Raw genomic sequence first — 17,800 nt, forward strand, 5'->3', positions numbered from 1 at the left:
AGAAGCTTGAACGTCAGGGAGCGCGTTTGAAGACGAGCGTCCCGTTCGTGCCGCCAAAGCCGAAATTGTTCTTCACGGCCACGTCGATCTTCATGTCCCGCGCCGTGTTGGCGCAGAAGTCCAGATCGCATTCGGGATCCTGGTTGAAGATATTCGTGGTCGGCGGGCTTATTTGATGGTGCAGGGCGAGCACGGTGAACACGCTCTCGATGCCGCCGGCGCCGCCCAGCAGATGGCCGGTCATGGACTTGGTGGAGTTGACCACCATTTTCTTCGCATGGTCTCCGAGCGCGGCCTTGATGGCGTTGCACTCGTTGATGTCGCCCAGCGGCGTGGAGGTGCCGTGCGCATTCAGGTAGTCCACCTGGTCGGCGTTGACACCCGCGTTGCGCAGTGCGGACAGCATGGCGCGGCGCGGGCCGTCCATGTTGGGCGCCGTCATGTGGCCGGCGTCGGCGCTCATGCCAAAGCCCGCCAGTTCGGCGTAGATTTTGGCGCCGCGCGCCTTGGCATGTTCGTATTCTTCAAGCACCAGCATGCCCGCGCCCTCGCCCAGCACAAAGCCGTCGCGGTCCTTGTCCCAGGGGCGCGATGCCGTCTTGGGGTCGTCGTTACGGGTGGACAGCGCCCGCATGGCGGCAAACCCGCCTACGCCGAGCGGCGAGATGGTGGCTTCCGAGCCGCCCGCCACGATGATGTCTGCATCGCCGTATTCGATCATGCGGCCGGCCTCGCCAATGCAGTGCAGGCCCGTGGTGCAGGCCGTGGCGATGGCGATGTTGGGCCCCTTGAAGCCAAAGCGTATCGACACATGGCCCGCCACCATATTCACAATGGACGCCGGCACAAAGAACGGGGTGATGCGGCGCGGGCCGCGGTTGGTCAGTTCGGTGTGGGTGGCCTCGATCATCGGCAGGCCGCCGATGCCCGAGCCGATCACGCAGCCGATGCGCGTCGCCAGCTCTTCGCTCAGGGCGCCTCCGGTCGGCAGGCCCGCATCGGCCACGGCCTGGGCCGCAGCCGCAATCCCGAAATGGATGAAAGCGTCCATCCCGCGCGCATCCTTGACGCTGAGATAAGCCTCCAGATCAAATCTCTTGACCTCGCCCGCGATCTTGCAGGCGAAGTTCGAGGCATCGAACTTCGTGATGAGGTCGATGCCGGACTGTCCGGCGAGCAGGTTGGCCCAGGCCTCGGCCACCGTGTTGCCCACGGGGCTGATGCAACCCAGGCCGGTCACGACGACGCGGCGACGGCTCATGCGCTTGAATCCTGAGGAAGTTAAGCCTTCTGGTGGCTGGTGGCGTAATCAATCGCGTTTTGAACGGTGGTGATCTTCTCGGCGTCTTCGTCCGGAATTTCAATGCCGAACTCGTCTTCCAGTGCCATCACCAGTTCCACCGTGTCCAGGGAGTCGGCGCCGAGGTCGGCCACAAAGGCCTTCTCGCTGACGACTTGAGATTCTTCCACACCGAGTTGCTCGGCGATGATTTTTTTGACACGTGCTTCGATATCGCTCATGGGTTCCCTCTTAGGGTTGTAAATAATCCGTGATTCTAGCCGGGCCACAGGCAATCCCCTGGTCCGGCTGCCGAACGGATGAACGGCTGGTTTTCGCTGCTATTTCAGCTCATGTACATGCCGCCGTTGACGTGCAGTTCCTGCCCCGTCACATAGGCGGCTTGCGGCGACGCGAGATAGGCCACGGCGTGCGCGATGTCCGACGGCTGGCCCAGGTGACCCAGCGGAATCTGGCCCACTAGCGCCTGGTGCTGCTCGGGTGGCAGGCCGGCCGTCATGTCGGTCTCGATAAAGCCGGGCGCCACGCAGTTCACGGTGATGCTGCGGCTGCCGAGCTCACGTGCCAGCGCGCGCGTCATGCCGGCGACACCGGCCTTGGCGGCCGCATAGTTGGCCTGGCCCGGGTTGCCCGAGGCGCCCACCACGCTGGTGATGCTGATGATGCGGCCATAGCGCTGCTTCATCATGGTGCGCATCACGGCGCGGCTCATGCGAAACACCGCCTTCAGGTTGGTGTCGAGCACCGCGTCCCAGTCTTCGTCCTTCATGCGCATGGCGAGCATGTCGCGCGTGATGCCGGCGTTGTTCACCAGCACCTGCAGGCCGCCGTGTTCCTTCACGATCGCGTCGATCAGCGCCTCGGCCGCTAGCGCGTCATTCACATTGAGGGTTTTGCCGGCGCAGCCGGGAAACGCCGCCAGCGCCTGGCCAATCCTGGCGGCACCGGCATCGGTGGTGGCGGTGCCGATGACCTTCAAGCCCCGCTGCGCCAGCTCCAGCGCAATCGCGGCGCCAATGCCGCGCGAGGCACCCGTGACCAAGGCCACCTGGTCTTCGAATGGAACAGCGCTCATTGAAGAATCCCCCGGGCTTCGGCCAGCGTGGCCGGGTCGAACAGGGCCAGGCCCGTGAGCTCGGCGTCGATGCGCCGCACCAGCCCGGCCAGCACCTTGCCGGGTCCGCACTCGACTAGCGTCGTCACGCCGCGCGCCTTGATGGCGGCCACACACTCGACCCAGCGCACCGGGCCGAAGGCCTGGCGCACCAGTGCGTCGCGGATGCGGTCGGCATCGACCTCCACCGCCACATCGATGTTGTTGATCACCGGGATTTGCGGCGCGGCCAGCACCGTCGTGGCCAATGCGGCCTTGAGCTTTTCGGCGGCCGGCTTCATCAGGCTGGAATGGAACGGGGCCGACACCGGCAGCGGCAGCGCGCGCTTGGCACCGCCCGCCTTCAAGACTTCACAGGCCTTGTCCACCGCCGCCTTGCTGCCGGCGATCACAGTCTGTGCCGGATCATTGAAATTCACCGCTTCCACAACTTCGGCAGAGTTTGGGCCGAAAGCCCGCGTCACTTCTGCGCACCCCGCTATCACTTTCGAAGCATCGAGACCCAGGATCGCCGCCATCGCGCCAACGCCCACCGGCACGGCGTCCTGCATGGCCTGCGCGCGCAGGCGCACCAGCGGCGCCGCCTGGGCCAGGCTCAACACCCCGGCTGCGACCAGCGCCGAATACTCGCCCAGCGAATGGCCCGCGACCACGGCTGGCGCCGCGCCGGTCTCGGCCATCCAGGCGCGGTAGGCGGCGACGCCGGCGACCAGCATCACGGGCTGGGTGTTGGTGGTCAGGGCGAGGGCTTCTTTCGGGCCTTCCTGGATCAGCCGGGCCACGTCTTCATGCAGCGCGTCGGACGCTTCCTGGAGCGTCTGCGCGACCACCGGATGGTCGCCCCACGCACCCAGCATACCCACCGACTGGGAACCCTGACCGGGAAAGACAAATGCAAAAGATTTCATGAATTTATTAAACAAGAACAGTCGTTAGCCCATATGCAATCTGCACTTGTGGCTACAGTTCTAATAGCACCGAACCCCAGGTGAAGCCGCCGCCAACGCCTTCAAGCAGGATCGTCTCGCCTTTTTTGACCTTGCTGGCGCGCACCGCCGAATCGAGCGCCAGCGGAATCGAGGCGGCCGAAGTGTTGCCGTGCTCGTCGACCGTGACGATGACCTTGTCCATCGACATCTTCAGCCGGCGGGCCGTGCTTTGCATGATGCGGATGTTGGCCTGGTGCGGGATCAGCCAGTCGATATCGGCTTCGGTCTTGCCGGCCTTGGCCAGGACGGCGCGGGCCGACTGGTCGAGGACCCCGACCGCCAGCTTGAACACCGCCTGGCCGTCCATCTTGAGCAGCGGGTGGCCCAGCACCTCGCCGCCCGAGACGCTGCCGGGCACGCACAAAATGCTGGCGTATTTGCCGTCGGCATGCAGGTCGGTGGCCAGAATCCCGGGCGTGTCGGAGGCCTCCAGCACCACGGCGCCGGCGCCGTCGCCAAACAGCACGCAGGTGGTGCGGTCGTTGAAGTCGAGGATGCGCGAGAACACTTCGGCGCCGATCACCAGCGCGCGGCTGGCGGTGCCGTTCTGGATCATCGCATCGGCCACGGCCAGCGCATAGACAAAGCCGCTGCACACGGCCTGCACGTCGAACGCGGGGCAGCCCGCGATGCCCAGCTTGTGCTGGAGAATGCAGGCGCTGGACGGAAACACCATGTCGGGCGTGGAGGTGGCCACGATGATCAGGTCGATGTCTTTGGCGTCAACGCCGGCGGCCTGCAGGGCATTTTGGGCGGCTACCAGCGCCAGGTCGCTGCAGGTCACGCCGGGCGCGGAAAAATACCGGGCCCGGATGCCGGTGCGCTCGACAATCCATTGGTCCGAGGTTTCAACGCCCCTGGTGGCCAGTTCGGCCACCAGGTCGGCATTGCTGAGCCGGTGGGGAGGCAGATAGCTGCCGGTGCCCGTGATGCGGGAATATCGTTTCATTGCGCTTTAGAGTATCGGTGCCGCCATGACAGGCTCTGCGATCGGTTGGGCAGACACCAAGAGGGGCGCCGCATGAGCAATTCGGGCCTGGACACGGTCGAGCAAATTGTGTTTAGCGGCATCATACGCGCGGCTCAGCGCCTGCCCGAAGGCAAAGGCATCGGCAGAGCCGTGGCTCTTGAACACCAGGCCGCGCAGGCCCAGCAGCGCCGCGCCGTTGTAGCGCCGGTGATCCATGCGGCTTTTAATTGCTTTTAAAACGGGATAAGCCGCACCCGCCGCGATTTTCGTCAGGAAATTGCGTGAGAACTCCAGCTTGATGAAGTTGCCCATCATCGTCGCCAGGCCTTCGCTGGTTTTCAGCGCCACGTTGCCGACAAAACCGTCGCACACCACGATGTCGGTGGTGCCCTTGAAAATGTCGTTGCCCTCGACATTGCCATAAAAATTCAAATCACCCAGCCCGGCCGCCGTTCGCAGCAATTCACCGGCCTGCTTGATGATATCGTTGCCTTTGATCGCTTCTTCGCCAATATTGAGCAGGCCGACCGTCGGACTTTCGTTGTCGCTCAGCACGGACACCAGTGCCGAGCCCATCACGGCAAACTGCAGCAGGTGCTCCGCCGTGCAGTCCACATTGGCGCCCAGATCCAGCACTGTAGTGGCCGCACCCTTCGCATTCGGGATTTGCCCGGCAATGGCCGGACGATCGATGCCGTCCAGCGTCTTGAGCAGGTAACGCGCGATCGCCATCAGCGCCCCGGTATTGCCGGCCGACACCGCGGCCTGCGCCGCGCCGCTCTTCACCTGGGCAATCGCCACGCGCATGGAGGAGTCTTTTTTGCGGCGCAGCGCCACTTCGATCGAATCGTCCATGCTGACCACCTCGGTGGCCGCCACCATGCGGGCGCGCTCGTGCGTGAACGCGGCCAGGCTCGCGGGCAAGCCCACCAGCAGGAGTTCGGCGTCGGGGTGCTGTTCGAGGAAATGCCGGCACGCCGGCAGCGTGACGCCGGGGCCGTGATCGCCCCCCATGCAGTCGACCGCAAGGGTGATCATGGGCGGCTCACCCCGCCAGCAAGGTGACTCTGCGCGCAATAACCGGAAACGGCAGGCATCAAAACAAAGGCCCGTTGCTACTCAAACTGTAGCGCCGGGCCCTGGCACTGAAACGCAATCAGGCTTCAGACTTGTTCTTGAGCACCTGGCGGCCACGGTAAAAGCCGTTCGGGCTGATGTGGTGGCGCAGATGCGTCTCGCCGGTGGTGGGCTCCACCGCGATGCCCGGCACGTTCAGGGCGTTGTGCGAACGGTGCATGCCGCGCTTGGAGGGTGACTTTTTGTTCTGCTGGACGGCCATGGTTGGCTCCTGGAATTAATGCGGTTGACTGAAGGGATTCGTATCCATGCGCAAACAGGATAACGTCCCTGGTCCGCGCCGAGCCTGCGATTATAGCCCAACTCCTTGATTTAACTGGCTTTATCCCCTTTGAGCCTGGCCAGCACGGCAAACGGATTGGGCTTGGCCTTTGTTTCCGCCTCGAAAGCCTCGTCAGCAACCGCTAACTTCACGTCTACCGGGCACACCTCATGGCGCGGCAGATGAGGCAGCTCCATCAGCACCTCGTCCTCGATCAGCACGCGCAGATCGAGGTCGTGACTGAGCACCAGCAAATCTTCCTCGAAATCGTCGTCCTGCGCGGCCGCGGTTTCTTCGTCGGCCACAAAGCGGAAAGCGCGATCCACCGCCACGCTCACATCGACCGGTCCGAGGCAGCGCTGGCAGGTCAGCGGCAGGGTCGCGTCAACCTTCAGGTGCAGCCAGACCTGGTCCGCCTCGCCCGGCACTGCACGCAACTCGCCCGTGGCCGCCCAGTTGAGAGGAAAATCGGCTCCCAGTCCTTGCGTCTCCTGCAGAAGGCGCTCATATTTCTGTAGCGTGTCTTGCGCCGCCAACTGCCCTGCCGCTTGCGCGAAGGCCTTGACGTCGAGACGGCTGGCAACAAACCCGGTTTTCATGGCTGTCAGTGTAAGAGAATCCCCGTATGGCTCAAGTTTTTGCTCAATCGCCCCCTGCGACGTCGCGCGCACTGGTGCTCGGTTCGACCTCGCGCTACCGGCGCGAACTGCTGCAACGTCTTCACATCCCGTTTGAAGTGGCCGCACCCCAAGTCGATGAAACGCCGCGGCCGGGCGAGGCGCCCGCCGACCTGGCGTGCCGCCTCGCGCTGGCCAAGGCGCAGGCCATCGCGTACCAATTTCCGGGCGCCGTGGTGATCGGTTCGGACCAGGTGGCGGATCTGGCCGGCGAGCCGCTGGGCAAGCCCGGCACGCACGAGCGCGCCACCCAGCAACTGCGCCGCATGCGCGGCCAGACGGTGATTTTCCAGACGGCGGTGGCCGTGGTCTGCGCGCAGACCGGCTTTGCGCAGACGGAACTGGCCCCGGTCAAGGTGAAGTTTCGTGACTTGAGCAACGCCGAAATCGAGGCGTACCTGCAGGCCGAACAGCCCTACGACTGCGCCGGCAGCGCCAAGAGCGAGGGGCTCGGCATCGCGCTGCTCGACGCCATCGAAAGCGACGACCCGACCGCGCTGGTCGGCCTGCCGCTGATCCGCACCTGCCGCATGATTCGCGCCGCCGGTGTGAAGGTGCTGTGATGGCGCAGCCCGGCAGCATGCCCGGCCTCGGCAAGCTCTACCTCGTGCCGGCGCCGCTGGACTTTGGCTGCGACCGGCAAACCCCGCTTGCCGACGTGATGCCGCTGGCCACGCTGCAGGTCGCGGCGCAGCTGGAGCACTGGGTGTGCGAGAACGCGAAAACCCTGCGCGCCTACCTTAAACGCGTAAACGAGCTGCAGCCCTTATCACATCAGCTGCAGGCGCTACAAATTCAGGAGCTGCCGCGCGAGGTGCACAAGAAGGGCGATCACGCCGGCAACTTCGACGCACGGCCCCTGCTGGCGCCGGCCCTGCAGGGGCATGACATGGGCCTGGTCAGCGAGGCCGGCATGCCGGCCGTGGCCGATCCGGGCTCCTCGGTGGTGCGGGCGGCGCACGATCTGGGGCTGGCCGTGGTGCCGCTGGTGGGCCCCGTGTCGCTGCTGCTGGCGCTGGCCGCCAGCGGCCTGAACGGGCAGAACTTTGCTTTTGTTGGTTACCTGCCGCAAGACCCGGCGCAGCGCACCAGCCGAATCCGCGAACTGGAGTCGCTGGCGTTGAAAACGGGCCAGACCCAGCTCTTCATCGAAACCCCTTACCGCAATGCCGTGCTGCTGCAGGCACTGCTGCAAGCGCTGCAGCACAACACCCGGCTGGCCGTCAGCAGCGGACTCACACTGGCCAGCGCCGCCACGCGCAGCCAGTCGGTGAAGCAATGGCGCCAGCACGGCGGCGGTCCCGACAACCAGACGCCGGCCGTGTTTGCCATCGGGCGCTGATCAGTGCAGCGCCGGAATCGCCTCCAGGGCCCGCACCGCGCCTTCGCCGACCGCAGCACCAAACTTCTTGGCCAGCCGCTCGGCCACGTTGGCGCGCTGCGTGTAGTCGACGATGTCTTCGGCCTTGACGACCTCGCGCGCCACGTAGTCGAGGCTGCCTAGCTGATCGGCCAGCCCCAGGTCAATGGCTTGCTGGCCGGTCCAGAACAGGCCGCTGAAGGTTTCGGGCGTTTCGTGCAGGCGCTCGCCGCGCCCCTTCTTCACCACGTCGATGAACTGCTGGTGGATCTGGTCGAGCATGACTTGGGCGTAGGCGCGCTGCCTGTCGGTCTGCGGGCTGAACGGGTCCAGAAAGCCTTTGTTTTCGCCGGCGGTCAGGAGCCGGCGCTCGATGCCCAGCTTGTCCATCAGCCCGGTAAAGCCAAAACCGTCCATCAGCACGCCAATGCTGCCCACGATGCTGGCCTTGTCGACAAAGATCTTGTCGGCCGCCACCACGGTGTAGTAGGCCGCCGAGGCGCAGGACTCCTCCACCACCGCATACACGGGCTTCTTGTATTTGGCTTTCAGGCGGTAGATTTCGTCGTTCATGATGCCGGCCTGCACCGGGCTGCCGCCCGGCGAGTTGCACAACAGCACCACGGCCTTGGAGCCGTCGTCGTCAAACGCGCTGCGTAGCGCCTCCACCACGGCGTCGGCGCTGGTCTCGCCGCCCGAGGAAATTTCGCCCTTGATATCGACCACGGCGGTATGCGCCGTGCTCTTGTCGGTGCCGGCGCTGCCCCGGTGCATGAGGGCCCACGCGATGAAGACAAAAAACGCCAGCCACGCCAGCCGGGTGAAGGTTTTCCAGCGGCGCGAGGACTTTTGCTCGTTGAGCGCGGCAAAGGCCAGTTTTTCCAGCGCGGCGCGCTCCCAGCCGGGGGCGTTCGTCGCGCTGCTGTTCGCTACCGATTTCGTAGCAGCCTGTGTAAAGTCTTCGGGGCCTTGCGGGCTATTTGAGTCAGTCATGTCAAAACTCGACAGGTAAAAGATTGTGTGCAGTATGCCAGTGCACTACACCGTCCTGCTCGGAAATTTGTATTTTGACCAGGCCACCCCGGCACGGCCCGCCGCTGCACGCTCCGGTGTCGGGACGGTACACCGCACCATGCGTGGCGCAGATCAGCCACTGACCCGTATCGTCAAAAAACCGGTTGGGCTGGTAGTCCAGTTCCATCGCCACATGGGCGCAGCGATTCAGGTAGGCGTGCGCCCGGCCCTCGAAGCGGATGGCGAAGGCGCGGCAGGTCTGGCCGCCAAAGACCACGTCAAACGGAACCGCCTCGCCGCCCTCCTTCAGGTCCGAGGCGCTGCACAGTGCAATCAGGGGGGTCATGCGTCGCGCTCAGGCGTTTTGCAGCAACCAGTCGTGCAACGCGCGCACCGAATGCGCGACCACGCGCGGGCCCAGCGCCTCGAAGTCCCCGGGCTCGTGCGCGCCGTAGCTCACGCCCACGCTGGCACAGCCGGCGCTCAAAGCCATTTGCAGGTCGTGCGTGGTGTCGCCGATCATCAGCGTGCGTTCGGGCGGCACGCCAAATTCGGCCATCAATTCGTGCAGCATGCGCGGATCGGGCTTGCCGGCCGTCTCATCGGCGGTGCGCGAGCCGTCGAAGCAGCCCGCGAGCTGTGAGCTTCGCAGCGCCTCGTCGAGCCCGCGCCGGCTCTTGCCGGTGGCAACCGCCAGCAAATGATGGCGCGATCTCAGGTCGGCCAGCAGCGGCAGCACGCCGTCGAACAGGACGATATCGCTCTGGCGCGCCATATAGTGAAAACGGTAGCGCGCGCCGAGTTCGGGATATTTATAGGCCGGCACATCGGGCGCGGCGTGCGCCAGCGCCTGCATCAGCCCCATGCCGATCACGTAGGCGGCCTCCTTGTCGCTGGGCACCGTGCCGCCGACATCGCGCACGGCCAGCTGGATGCAGCGCGTGATGATGGCCGTGGAGTCGAACAGCGTGCCGTCCCAGTCGAAGGCGATCAGGTCAAACTGGCGCGCGCGCATGGCATCAGGGTTTTGGAGCTGGGACATGGTCGACAAATCTCTGAAGTTCCGGGGGCAGTTCGGCCAGCAGCTCGATGCGCTCGCCACTGGAGGGATGATTGAACTGTAACCGCCACGCATGCAAAAACATGCGCTTCAGGCCCAAATTCCCCTGCTGCTTTTGCAGGGACTTGTTCAACTCGAAATCGCCGTACTTGTCATCCCCGACGACGGCGTGCCCCTGGGACGCCAGATGCACCCGGATCTGGTGCGTGCGTCCCGTCTTGATGGTGACCTCCAGCAGGGTAAAGCCCGCCAGCTGGCGCGCCACCTTGACCAGCGTGACCGAGCGCATGCCGTCGGGGTCGCCTTTGGCCACCACCTTGACGCGGCGCTCGCCCTCCCCGTCCTGGCCCGCCGGCAGCAGGTATTTGTGCAGCGGCGCGTCGATCACCCTTTTATTCGCCGGCCAGCCGCCCGCGACCAGCGCCAGGTAGGTCTTGCCGGTCTCGCGCTCGCGAAACTGGTCTTGCAGGTGGGTCAGGGCGCTGCGCTTCTTGGCCACCAGCAGGATGCCGCTGGTATCGCGATCCAGCCGGTGCACCAGTTCCAGGAACCGGGCCTGCGGCCGGGCCCGGCGCAATTGCTCGATCACGCCAAAGCTCACGCCGCTGCCGCCGTGCACCGCCACGCCGGCCGGTTTGTCGATGGCGAGCAGCCAGTCGTCTTCCAGCAGGATCGGGAATTCACGGGCCGGCGCCGGATTCGCCGCTTTTTCCTGCTGGCGCTCAGACACCCGCACGGGCGGCAACCGCACCACATCGCCGGCCTGCACCCGGCTGTCGGCGGCGGCCCGGCCCTTGTTGATCCGGACCTCGCCGCTGCGGATGATGCGGTACACATGCGTTTTGGGCACCCCTTTGAGGTGCCGCATCAGGAAGTTGTCCAGCCGCTGACCGGCAGACTCATCGTCGATCGTAATGAATTTGACTTCCGGCGCGGCCTTGGGTGGCGCAGGGGGCTTGTGAACGCCTATAATGTTTTTCACCAGCGATATGTTGTAAGTGCTTGATTAACTACAAGTTTAGGGCACCGAACAAAATGCACTGGCAGGTCGATGCCACTCATGGCCATTGTCTGCAAACCGGGCGCCTGAGCGCCAGGTGGCACACAACCCCGTGAGTCGAGACGACGCAATTGAAACACTGATACGGAATACCCAAATCCGGCAACCTCGCGCGCTGCGCACCGGGTTGCCGGCGGACTAAAGCGAGAACTCTTGTGTTGATGGTGCTGATTCAAACCTTGTGGCGGTGGCTGTTGCCCCCGCCCCTCGGCGTGGAAAAGCCCGTGGCCCCCGTCTTTCGGGCGCGCCCAGCTACCCATTTTGTAGCTGATCCATATCTGCATCCTCTCGCCCGCGTCCAAGCGCCTACGCCCCGACAACCGAGCCGCGGCCCGGCATAGTCGCAGGCTCTCCGGCAATTCCCTTCGTTTCAAAGCGCCCGATCAGGCATCGTTGGCCCGCAAGAGGCCTGTGAATGTTTTAGATTGAAGGAAACGCATCATGAAACGGATGCTGATTAACGCCACCCAGACCGAAGAACGCCGGCTGGCGATCGTGGACGGGCAAAAGCTGCTCGACTACGAAATTGAAATTGAAGGGCGCGAGCAGCGCAAGGGCAACATCTACAAGGCCGTCGTCACCCGCGTCGAGCCCTCGCTGGAAGCCTGCTTTGTCGACTACGGCGAAGACCGTCACGGCTTTTTGCCGTTCAAGGAAATCTCCAAACAGTACTTCGCCCAGGGCGTGCCGGTCAGCCAGGCGCGCATCCAGGACGTGATCAAGGAAGGCCAGGAACTGCTGGTGCAGGTCGAGAAGGAAGAGCGCGGCAACAAGGGCGCGGCCCTGACCACCTTTGTCTCGCTGGCCGGCCGCTACGTGGTGCTGATGCCCAACAACCCGCGCGGCGGTGGCGTCAGCCGGCGCATCGAGGGCGATGACCGGGCCGAGCTCAAGGAAGCCATGGACCAGCTGGAATACCCTGCCGGTGCCAGCATCATCGCGCGCACCGCCGGCATCGGGCGCAGCGCGCCCGAGTTGCAATGGGACCTGAACTACCTGCTCAAGCTGTGGACCGCAATCGACGGTGCCGGCAAAAGTGGCAAGGGTGCGTTCCTGATTTACCAGGAATCGAGCCTGGTGATCCGCGCCATCCGCGACTACTTCAACAACGATATCGGCGACATCCTGATCGACACCGACGACGTGTACGACCAGGCCCAGCAGTTCATGGCGCACGTGATGCCCGAGCACGCCGCGCGCGTCAAGCGCTACCGCGACGACGCCCCGCTGTTCAGCCGTTTCCAGATCGAGCACCAGATCGAGTCGGCTTACGCGCGCACCGTGCAGCTGCCCAGCGGCGGGGCCATCGTGATCGACCACACCGAGGCGCTGGTTTCGGTGGACGTGAACTCGGCGCGCGCCATCCGTGGCGGCGACATCGAGGAAACCGCGACCCGCACCAACCTGGAGGCCGCCGACGAAGTGGCGCGCCAGATGCGCCTGCGCGACCTGGGCGGCCTGATCGTGATCGACTTCATCGACATGGAAGAGTCGCGCAATCGCCGCGACGTGGAAAACCGCCTGCGCGATGCGCTGCGGCAGGACCGTGCGCGCGTGCAGTTCGGCACCATCAGCAAGTTCGGTCTCATGGAAATGAGCCGCCAGCGCCTGAAGCCCGCGCTGTCCGAAGGTGCCTCCATCCCCTGCCCGCGCTGCGGCGGCTCGGGCCACATCCGCGACACGGAAAGCTCGGCACTGCAGATCCTGCGCATCATCCAGGAAGAGTCCATGAAGGACAACACCGCTTCCGTGCTGTGCCAGGTGCCAGTAGAAGTGGCGTCCTTCCTGCTCAACGAGAAGCGCACCGAGATCGCCAAGATCGAACTCAAGCAGCGCATCAACGTGCTGATGGTGCCCAACAAGACGCTGGAAACCCCGAACTACCGGCTCGAGCGCCTGAAGCACGACGACCCACGCCTGGACGGCATGGAAGTCAGCTACAAAATGGCGGAAGAAGTCGAGGATCCGACCACCGTGACGCGTCGCTCGCAGGAGCGCAGCAACAAGCAGGAGCCCGTCATCAAGGGTGTGTTGCCCGATGCACCCGCCCCGGTGGCTGTACCCAAGCCTCAGCCCGTCCCGGCTGCTCCGGTGGAGAAGACGGCGCCAGCCGCCATGGCGGCGCCGGTGCCCGCGGAAAGCGGCTTCTTTGGCTGGATCAAGGGCCTGTTTGGCAGCAAACCCGCTGCCGCGCCGGTGGTGGTGGCCGCAGAACCGAAAAAAGACGACAAACGCGAAGGCCGCACGGGACGCGACGGCGAAGGCCGTGGTGGTCGCGACGGTGAACGCCGCGATGGTCGCCGTGGAGAAGGCCGGGGCGAAGGCCGCGGTGGCCGCCGGGGCGAAGGCCGTGGCGAGGGTCGTGGCGGCCGCGACGGTGAGCGCCGCGGCGAAGAGCGCGCCGAAGGTCGCGCAGAAGGCGCCGAGGTAGAAGGCCAGGGCCCGCGCGGCGAAGGTCGCGGTGGCCGCGGTGGCCGTGGCGGTGAACGCCGCAACGACCGCCAGGGACCCCGTGAACGCCGTGACGGCGAAGGCCGCCCGCCGGCACCCGACAACGCGACAGCGACCAGCCCCATGACGGGTACGCCGCAGGCCGTGGAAGGCGCCGGCAATGAGCAGCCCAGGCAGGAGCGTGCGCCGCGCAGCGGCGAGCGCGGTGAGCGCGGTGAGCGGCGCGAACGTGGAGGCCGCGGCGAACGCGGTGAGCGCACCGAGGGCCGTGGTGAGCGTGGTGAGCGCAGCGATCGTGGCGACAGCCAGCCCGAGAGCCGCGGCGAGCGTCGCAATGACCGCAGCGGCGACCACGCACCGGGCACGGACGAGGCCGCTAATCGCAGTGAACCGCTGTCTGTCGGCGCCGAGGTGGCCGCAGCGGCCATGGCAACGGTCGGCGTTGCAGCCGAGGCGGGCGAAGGCCACGCCGGTGATATGTCGGCCGAGCGCACGGATGGCCAGCGCGAACCGCGCGAGCGCCGCTCGCGTGATCGCTATGGCCGCGACCGCCGCGAACGCGCGCCGCGCGATGCCTCGGAGGCCGCTGAAACAGCACCATCCGGCGTGCCGGAGGCCGGCCAGCCTGCGGCCCAGCATGAACCGGTGCAGCGCAGGTCGTATTTCGACACGGCCGCGCCGGCAGCCAGCGAACCGGCCGCCGTTGAACCTGCAGCCAGTCAGGCACCCGTGAGCGCCATCCCGGTGCAGGCACCGATTCCCGGTGCGACCGCACCCGTTGCGCCCGTGCACGTTGCGGCGGCCCCGGTTGCCGCACCCGCCGTCGCCTCGTCGGCGCCCGCGCTGCCCAAGGTAGCCTCCTTCGAACTGCCGCTGGCCGAGCTGGCGCAGGTCGCCACGGGCTCGGGCCTGCAATGGGTGAATTCCGACGCCGGCAAGATCGCCGCCGCGCGCGCCGCCATGGCGGCCGAGCCGCGCGCCGTGCATGTGCCGCGCGAGCGCGCCCCGGTCGTGGTGCAGGACGACGGCCCCTTGATCCTGGTGGAAACCAAACGCGATCTGCGCGACATGACGCTGCCGTTCGAGCAGGCCTCGCACGAAGCGACACCGTAAGGCAACCGTTGGGCGGGAGACCGCTCAGCGTGACGTTGCTGCCCCACAGCAACCCCAAAAAAGCCGCCGGGTCAGCCAGGCCCCGGTGGCTTTTTTATGGGGCCGTTACAACTGTGCGGCGCGCTTCCAGGCCTGGGCGGCTGCGGCATCGTCACCGCGCTGCTCGGCCAATTGGGCCAGTGCGCACCAGGCGTTGCGATGCAGCCCCGCGTCTTGCAGGCCCATCACGGCCTGGGCCAGCAGCAGCTGCGCCTTGCCCCACAGCTGGCGCTTCATGCAGGCCATGCCAGCCAGGTATTGCAACCGGGCGTCGCGCGGATTTCGCTGCTGGGCCGCCTCGATGCGGGCGAGCCATGGCGCATCCAGCGACTCCAGTCCCAACTCCAGCGCGCGCACCAGCTTGATGCTCTGGTAATCGCCGAGGCCTGCCGATGGATCACCGTGGGGCGCGACCATACGCTCCCATACCGGCAGCAGCCAGGCGCGCGCGATGTTGGCGTCCCCCTGCAGGGCCGCCATGCGCTGGGCCGCCTCGATCGCCAGCTCGGGCGTCACGCGCTCAACGTTCTCCAGCGAGTTCCAGACGCGCAGCAGTTGGGCGGTGTCATATGCGCCGTTGATCAGCTCGGTGGCCAGTCCGCGCACGATGCTTTGCGCCGCGTCGCCCGGGAAGGCCCGGTGCTTGGCCAGCAGCCGCGCCGTCTCCAGCGCATCGACCGTCTGGCGCGCCAGACGAGCGGCCTTGAGCTTGACGCGCAGCGCCAGCGTGCGGCGCGCCACGCCCTGCGGCAGCTCGTCGAGCCAGGCCAGCGCGGCTGGCGCATCCCGGTCGTCCAGCGCCCAGCGCGCAGCGCGCAGTTGCGCACCTTCGCGCGTTTCCTGTCCCAGTGCCGTGTGCCGCTGTGACGGGTCTTCCAGCGCCTGCCGCAGGTGTTCATCGCGCCCGGCCTTGTCCTGCAAGGCCTGTGCACTTTCTGCGGCGACCAGGTGCGACAGGGCTCGCAGCTGCACCGCATTCACTAGTTTCACGCCGGAGGCGCCCAGCGCCTTTTCCTGGCTCAGGGCCGCTTGCGCCGACTTGCGGGCCCGGATGAAGCGCCCGGCCAGCAGATACGACAGCGCATCCATCAGCGCCGCGTGCATGGTCCGCTCCTTTTGCTGCATGCGCCAGCGTTTCGCCTGCCGGGGCAAATCAAACAATGCCGCGAGCGCGCGCAACGCCGCGTAGATCAGCACAAAGGCGGCCAGCAGCAGCAACACCACCAGGTTGAGCGAGAGATCGACCCGGTACGGCGGCCAGAACACGGTGATCAGGCCCTGGTTGTTGCCCGCAAACAGGGCGACGGCCACGGCCACGCCAAACAGGGCGACCAGCCACAAAGCGGCACGCATTTACCGGCCCGCCGCCGCGGTGGCCAGCGCCGCCAGCGTGTCATCCACGCGCGGCAGCTCCACCGTCTTCATCTGGCCCTGCACCTGCTGCAGCAAGCCCGCCACGACCTGTGTCTTGCGCGCGGCCGGGTCGAAATATTTGTTCAGCGCCAGGCTGGCAGCGGCCAGATCGGAACGCGCCGAGTCGATCTGCCGCGCGAGCAGGCCAAGCCGTGCGTTGAGCAGCTTGAGCTTGAGGTTTTCGCGCAGGAAGAAAGATTGCTCGGGCGACAGCAGCATCGCCTCGGGCTGCTCGATGCGACTCACGCGCAGCAGGCTGCGCGCCTCGATATGCAGCACCTCGAGGGCACGCTGCCACCAGGCCGGTGTCGCGGCCGGGGTCTTCGGCGCGGCGCCGCGGGCAGCGGCGGGACTCATGGCGGCATTGAGCACCGGCAGCTCGTCGACCAGTCGCACCAGCTCGTCGAGCTTGTCCAGCAGGCCCGGCGTGTCCGCGACACGCGCCGCCGTTACGCGGTCGATGTCGTGTTCAATGGCTCGCTGCACGGGCGCCAGGCGCGGCTGGGCGGCGCGGGTGACACGCTGGTCGGCGGTCTTCAAGGCGGCCAGCAAGGGCGCCACGCTGCCCGTGAGCTGGGCCTGCTGCTGCGCGAGACGAACGGCCGAGTCCAGATCGACCACCAGGTTGTCGTCGCGCGTGCGCGACAGGCTCTGCATCAGGTCTTCGAGTTGCGTGCGTTGCAGCGTCACTTCGCTGAGCCGTTCATCGGCCACGGCCTGGCGCGCCGCGGTTTCGCGGGCCAGATCCAGCGCCTGTTTCGCCATGCCGCTCGCCTCGACCGCCCGGGCCCCCGAGTCGGCGCTCTGGCGCGCCAGCTGACCCTGGATGGCAGAGAGTTTCTGCCACAGCAGCACACTGAGCAACAGCGCCAATGCCGCGACCACCGCCACGACAATCACCAGGGTGCGCGACACGGCATGCCCCGGCGCGCCGGTGAGGGAGGGAATGGAATCGGACGGCTCGGCCACGGATCCGGCCAGCGGGCTGGCAGCGTCGGCAGGGGGCTCGGTCGCGTTCATGGCACAGATTCTATCGAGGCCACCACGTCATCCAGCGTGGGACGTGACTCGCAAACAACACCAAAACCGGCCTCCCGCGCGGTTTGGGCGATACGCGGATGGGTCGCCACGGCGCGGGCGCGGCCCCAGTATTGCGCCGGCAACAGTTGCGCCAGATGGCGGATGGCCTGCGAACTGCTGAACAGCCAGACGGAACCGTCCTGCGCGGCCTGCTGCGCCAGAGCCAGTTGCTGCGCTTCGAGGACCGGCACACGGCGCTCGTAGGCTGCCACGGTCTCGACCTGAGCGCCTGCGCCGGCCAGCTGATGAGCCAGCCAGTCGCGCCCGGCGCTGGCGCCCCCATCGCCGCCGCGCACGATCAGCACGCACGCACCGGCCGGCACGCGCGCGTGCACCTGCTGCCACAGCGCCTCGGAGTCGAACTGGCCGGATTGCGCATCGGGTGCATCGATGGCGTGCGCCGCCACGCCGGCGTGCTGCAAGGCCCGGACCGTGCCCGGCCCGGGGGCCCAGCAACGCGGCGACAGATGCTCCTGAACTCCCGAATTGGTAGCTAACCATCCCCGTGGAATATGGGCTAGAGGCGGTTTTGATGCAAAGAAATGCGCGACGGCATTGCCACTGACAAACATGACGGCAAAGAACTCGTCCAGCCGCTGCCAGGCCGATTCAAGGGCCTGGCGCGCCGGCGGGTCTGTCACCGGGCCAATCGCGATCAGCGGCAACGCCAGCACGTCGAATCCCCGCGCCGACAGCTGCTGGCTCCAGCCCCTGGCCTCGCGCTCGGGGCGGGTCACGATGACACGCATGGCCGCAGGCGG

At 66.3% G+C, this 17,800-nt stretch carries 18 protein-coding genes; 3 read left to right on the forward strand and 15 right to left on the reverse strand.

Annotation, left to right across the window (positions count from 1 at the left end; genetic code table 11):
- Positions 1 to 13: 13 nt before the first annotated feature.
- The 8 genes from fabF to EUB48_RS17545 form a co-directional block, all read right to left on the reverse strand.
- Positions 14 to 1,261, reverse strand: a complete 1,248-nt coding sequence (fabF, locus tag EUB48_RS17510) for a beta-ketoacyl-ACP synthase II (protein WP_142820318.1) — start codon at positions 1,259 to 1,261, stop codon at positions 14 to 16.
- A 20-nt stretch (positions 1,262 to 1,281) separates the two neighbouring features.
- Complete coding sequence (acpP, locus tag EUB48_RS17515) at positions 1,282 to 1,521, reverse strand: acyl carrier protein (protein WP_077562580.1); 240 nt, start codon at positions 1,519 to 1,521, stop codon at positions 1,282 to 1,284.
- 104 nt (positions 1,522 to 1,625) lie between these two features.
- Positions 1,626 to 2,375, reverse strand: coding sequence for a 3-oxoacyl-ACP reductase FabG (fabG, locus tag EUB48_RS17520; protein WP_142820319.1), 750 nt, complete (start codon positions 2,373 to 2,375; stop codon positions 1,626 to 1,628).
- Positions 2,372 to 3,322, reverse strand: coding sequence for an ACP S-malonyltransferase (gene fabD, locus EUB48_RS17525; protein WP_142820320.1), 951 nt, complete (start codon positions 3,320 to 3,322; stop codon positions 2,372 to 2,374). Before fabD ends, fabG begins: the two co-directional genes overlap by 4 nt.
- A gap of 52 nt (positions 3,323 to 3,374) precedes the next feature.
- The gene (locus tag EUB48_RS17530) at positions 3,375 to 4,352 is read right to left on the reverse strand and encodes a beta-ketoacyl-ACP synthase III (RefSeq protein ID WP_142820321.1); all 978 of its coding nucleotides are present in this window, start codon (positions 4,350 to 4,352) and stop codon (positions 3,375 to 3,377) included.
- Positions 4,353 to 4,358: 6 nt separating this feature from the next.
- The gene (plsX, locus tag EUB48_RS17535; protein WP_142820322.1) at positions 4,359 to 5,411 is read right to left on the reverse strand and encodes a phosphate acyltransferase PlsX; all 1,053 of its coding nucleotides are present in this window, start codon (positions 5,409 to 5,411) and stop codon (positions 4,359 to 4,361) included.
- Between the two features lie 118 nt (positions 5,412 to 5,529).
- A complete protein-coding gene (rpmF, locus tag EUB48_RS17540) occupies positions 5,530 to 5,712 on the reverse strand; it encodes a 50S ribosomal protein L32 (protein ID WP_005794249.1) in 183 nt (60 codons plus the stop codon).
- A 110-nt stretch (positions 5,713 to 5,822) separates the two neighbouring features.
- Complete coding sequence (locus EUB48_RS17545) at positions 5,823 to 6,371, reverse strand: YceD family protein (protein ID WP_142820323.1); 549 nt, start codon at positions 6,369 to 6,371, stop codon at positions 5,823 to 5,825.
- Positions 6,372 to 6,397: 26 nt separating this feature from the next.
- Between EUB48_RS17545 and EUB48_RS17550 the strand changes: the two genes are divergently transcribed.
- The gene (locus EUB48_RS17550; protein ID WP_142820324.1) at positions 6,398 to 7,012 is read left to right on the forward strand and encodes a Maf family nucleotide pyrophosphatase; all 615 of its coding nucleotides are present in this window, start codon (positions 6,398 to 6,400) and stop codon (positions 7,010 to 7,012) included.
- A complete protein-coding gene (locus EUB48_RS17555; RefSeq protein WP_142820325.1) occupies positions 7,012 to 7,791 on the forward strand; it encodes an SAM-dependent methyltransferase in 780 nt (259 codons plus the stop codon). Before EUB48_RS17550 ends, EUB48_RS17555 begins: the two co-directional genes overlap by 1 nt.
- Here EUB48_RS17555 and EUB48_RS17560 read toward each other — a convergent pair whose 3' ends face one another.
- From EUB48_RS17560 to EUB48_RS17575, 4 genes are read right to left on the reverse strand one after another with little or no spacing between them, the layout of a single operon-like run.
- Complete coding sequence (locus EUB48_RS17560) at positions 7,792 to 8,802, reverse strand: S49 family peptidase (protein WP_142820326.1); 1,011 nt, start codon at positions 8,800 to 8,802, stop codon at positions 7,792 to 7,794.
- A gap of 1 nt (position 8,803) precedes the next feature.
- Positions 8,804 to 9,169 carry a Rieske (2Fe-2S) protein gene (locus tag EUB48_RS17565; RefSeq protein ID WP_142820327.1) on the reverse strand — a complete coding sequence of 122 codons (366 nt, stop codon included), beginning with the start codon at positions 9,167 to 9,169 and terminating at the stop codon, positions 8,804 to 8,806.
- Between the two features lie 9 nt (positions 9,170 to 9,178).
- Entirely contained in the window at positions 9,179 to 9,838 is a 660-nt protein-coding gene (locus tag EUB48_RS17570) for an HAD family hydrolase (RefSeq protein WP_142821392.1), read from the reverse strand.
- Positions 9,839 to 9,842: 4 nt separating this feature from the next.
- Positions 9,843 to 10,865, reverse strand: a complete 1,023-nt coding sequence (locus tag EUB48_RS17575; protein ID WP_142820328.1) for an RluA family pseudouridine synthase — start codon at positions 10,863 to 10,865, stop codon at positions 9,843 to 9,845.
- 519 nt (positions 10,866 to 11,384) lie between these two features.
- On the opposite strand from EUB48_RS17575, the gene EUB48_RS17580 reads away from it, so the two are divergent.
- Entirely contained in the window at positions 11,385 to 14,507 is a 3,123-nt protein-coding gene (locus EUB48_RS17580; RefSeq protein WP_142820329.1) for an Rne/Rng family ribonuclease, read from the forward strand.
- A 105-nt stretch (positions 14,508 to 14,612) separates the two neighbouring features.
- On the opposite strand, the gene EUB48_RS17585 is transcribed toward EUB48_RS17580, so the two are convergent.
- From EUB48_RS17585 to EUB48_RS17595, 3 genes are read right to left on the reverse strand one after another with little or no spacing between them, the layout of a single operon-like run.
- Positions 14,613 to 15,899: a heme biosynthesis protein HemY gene (locus EUB48_RS17585; protein ID WP_142820330.1), complete on the reverse strand. Its 1,287-nt coding sequence runs from the start codon at positions 15,897 to 15,899 to the stop codon at positions 14,613 to 14,615.
- Positions 15,900 to 16,979, reverse strand: coding sequence for a uroporphyrinogen-III C-methyltransferase (locus EUB48_RS17590; RefSeq protein ID WP_142820331.1), 1,080 nt, complete (start codon positions 16,977 to 16,979; stop codon positions 15,900 to 15,902).
- A complete protein-coding gene (locus EUB48_RS17595; protein WP_142820332.1) occupies positions 16,976 to 17,788 on the reverse strand; it encodes a uroporphyrinogen-III synthase in 813 nt (270 codons plus the stop codon). Before EUB48_RS17595 ends, EUB48_RS17590 begins: the two co-directional genes overlap by 4 nt.
- Positions 17,789 to 17,800: the final 12 nt, after the last annotated feature.

It is taken from the genome of Rhodoferax sediminis, from assembly GCF_006970865.1.
In the GTDB taxonomy this organism is placed as follows: domain Bacteria; phylum Pseudomonadota; class Gammaproteobacteria; order Burkholderiales; family Burkholderiaceae_C; genus Rhodoferax_A; species Rhodoferax_A sediminis.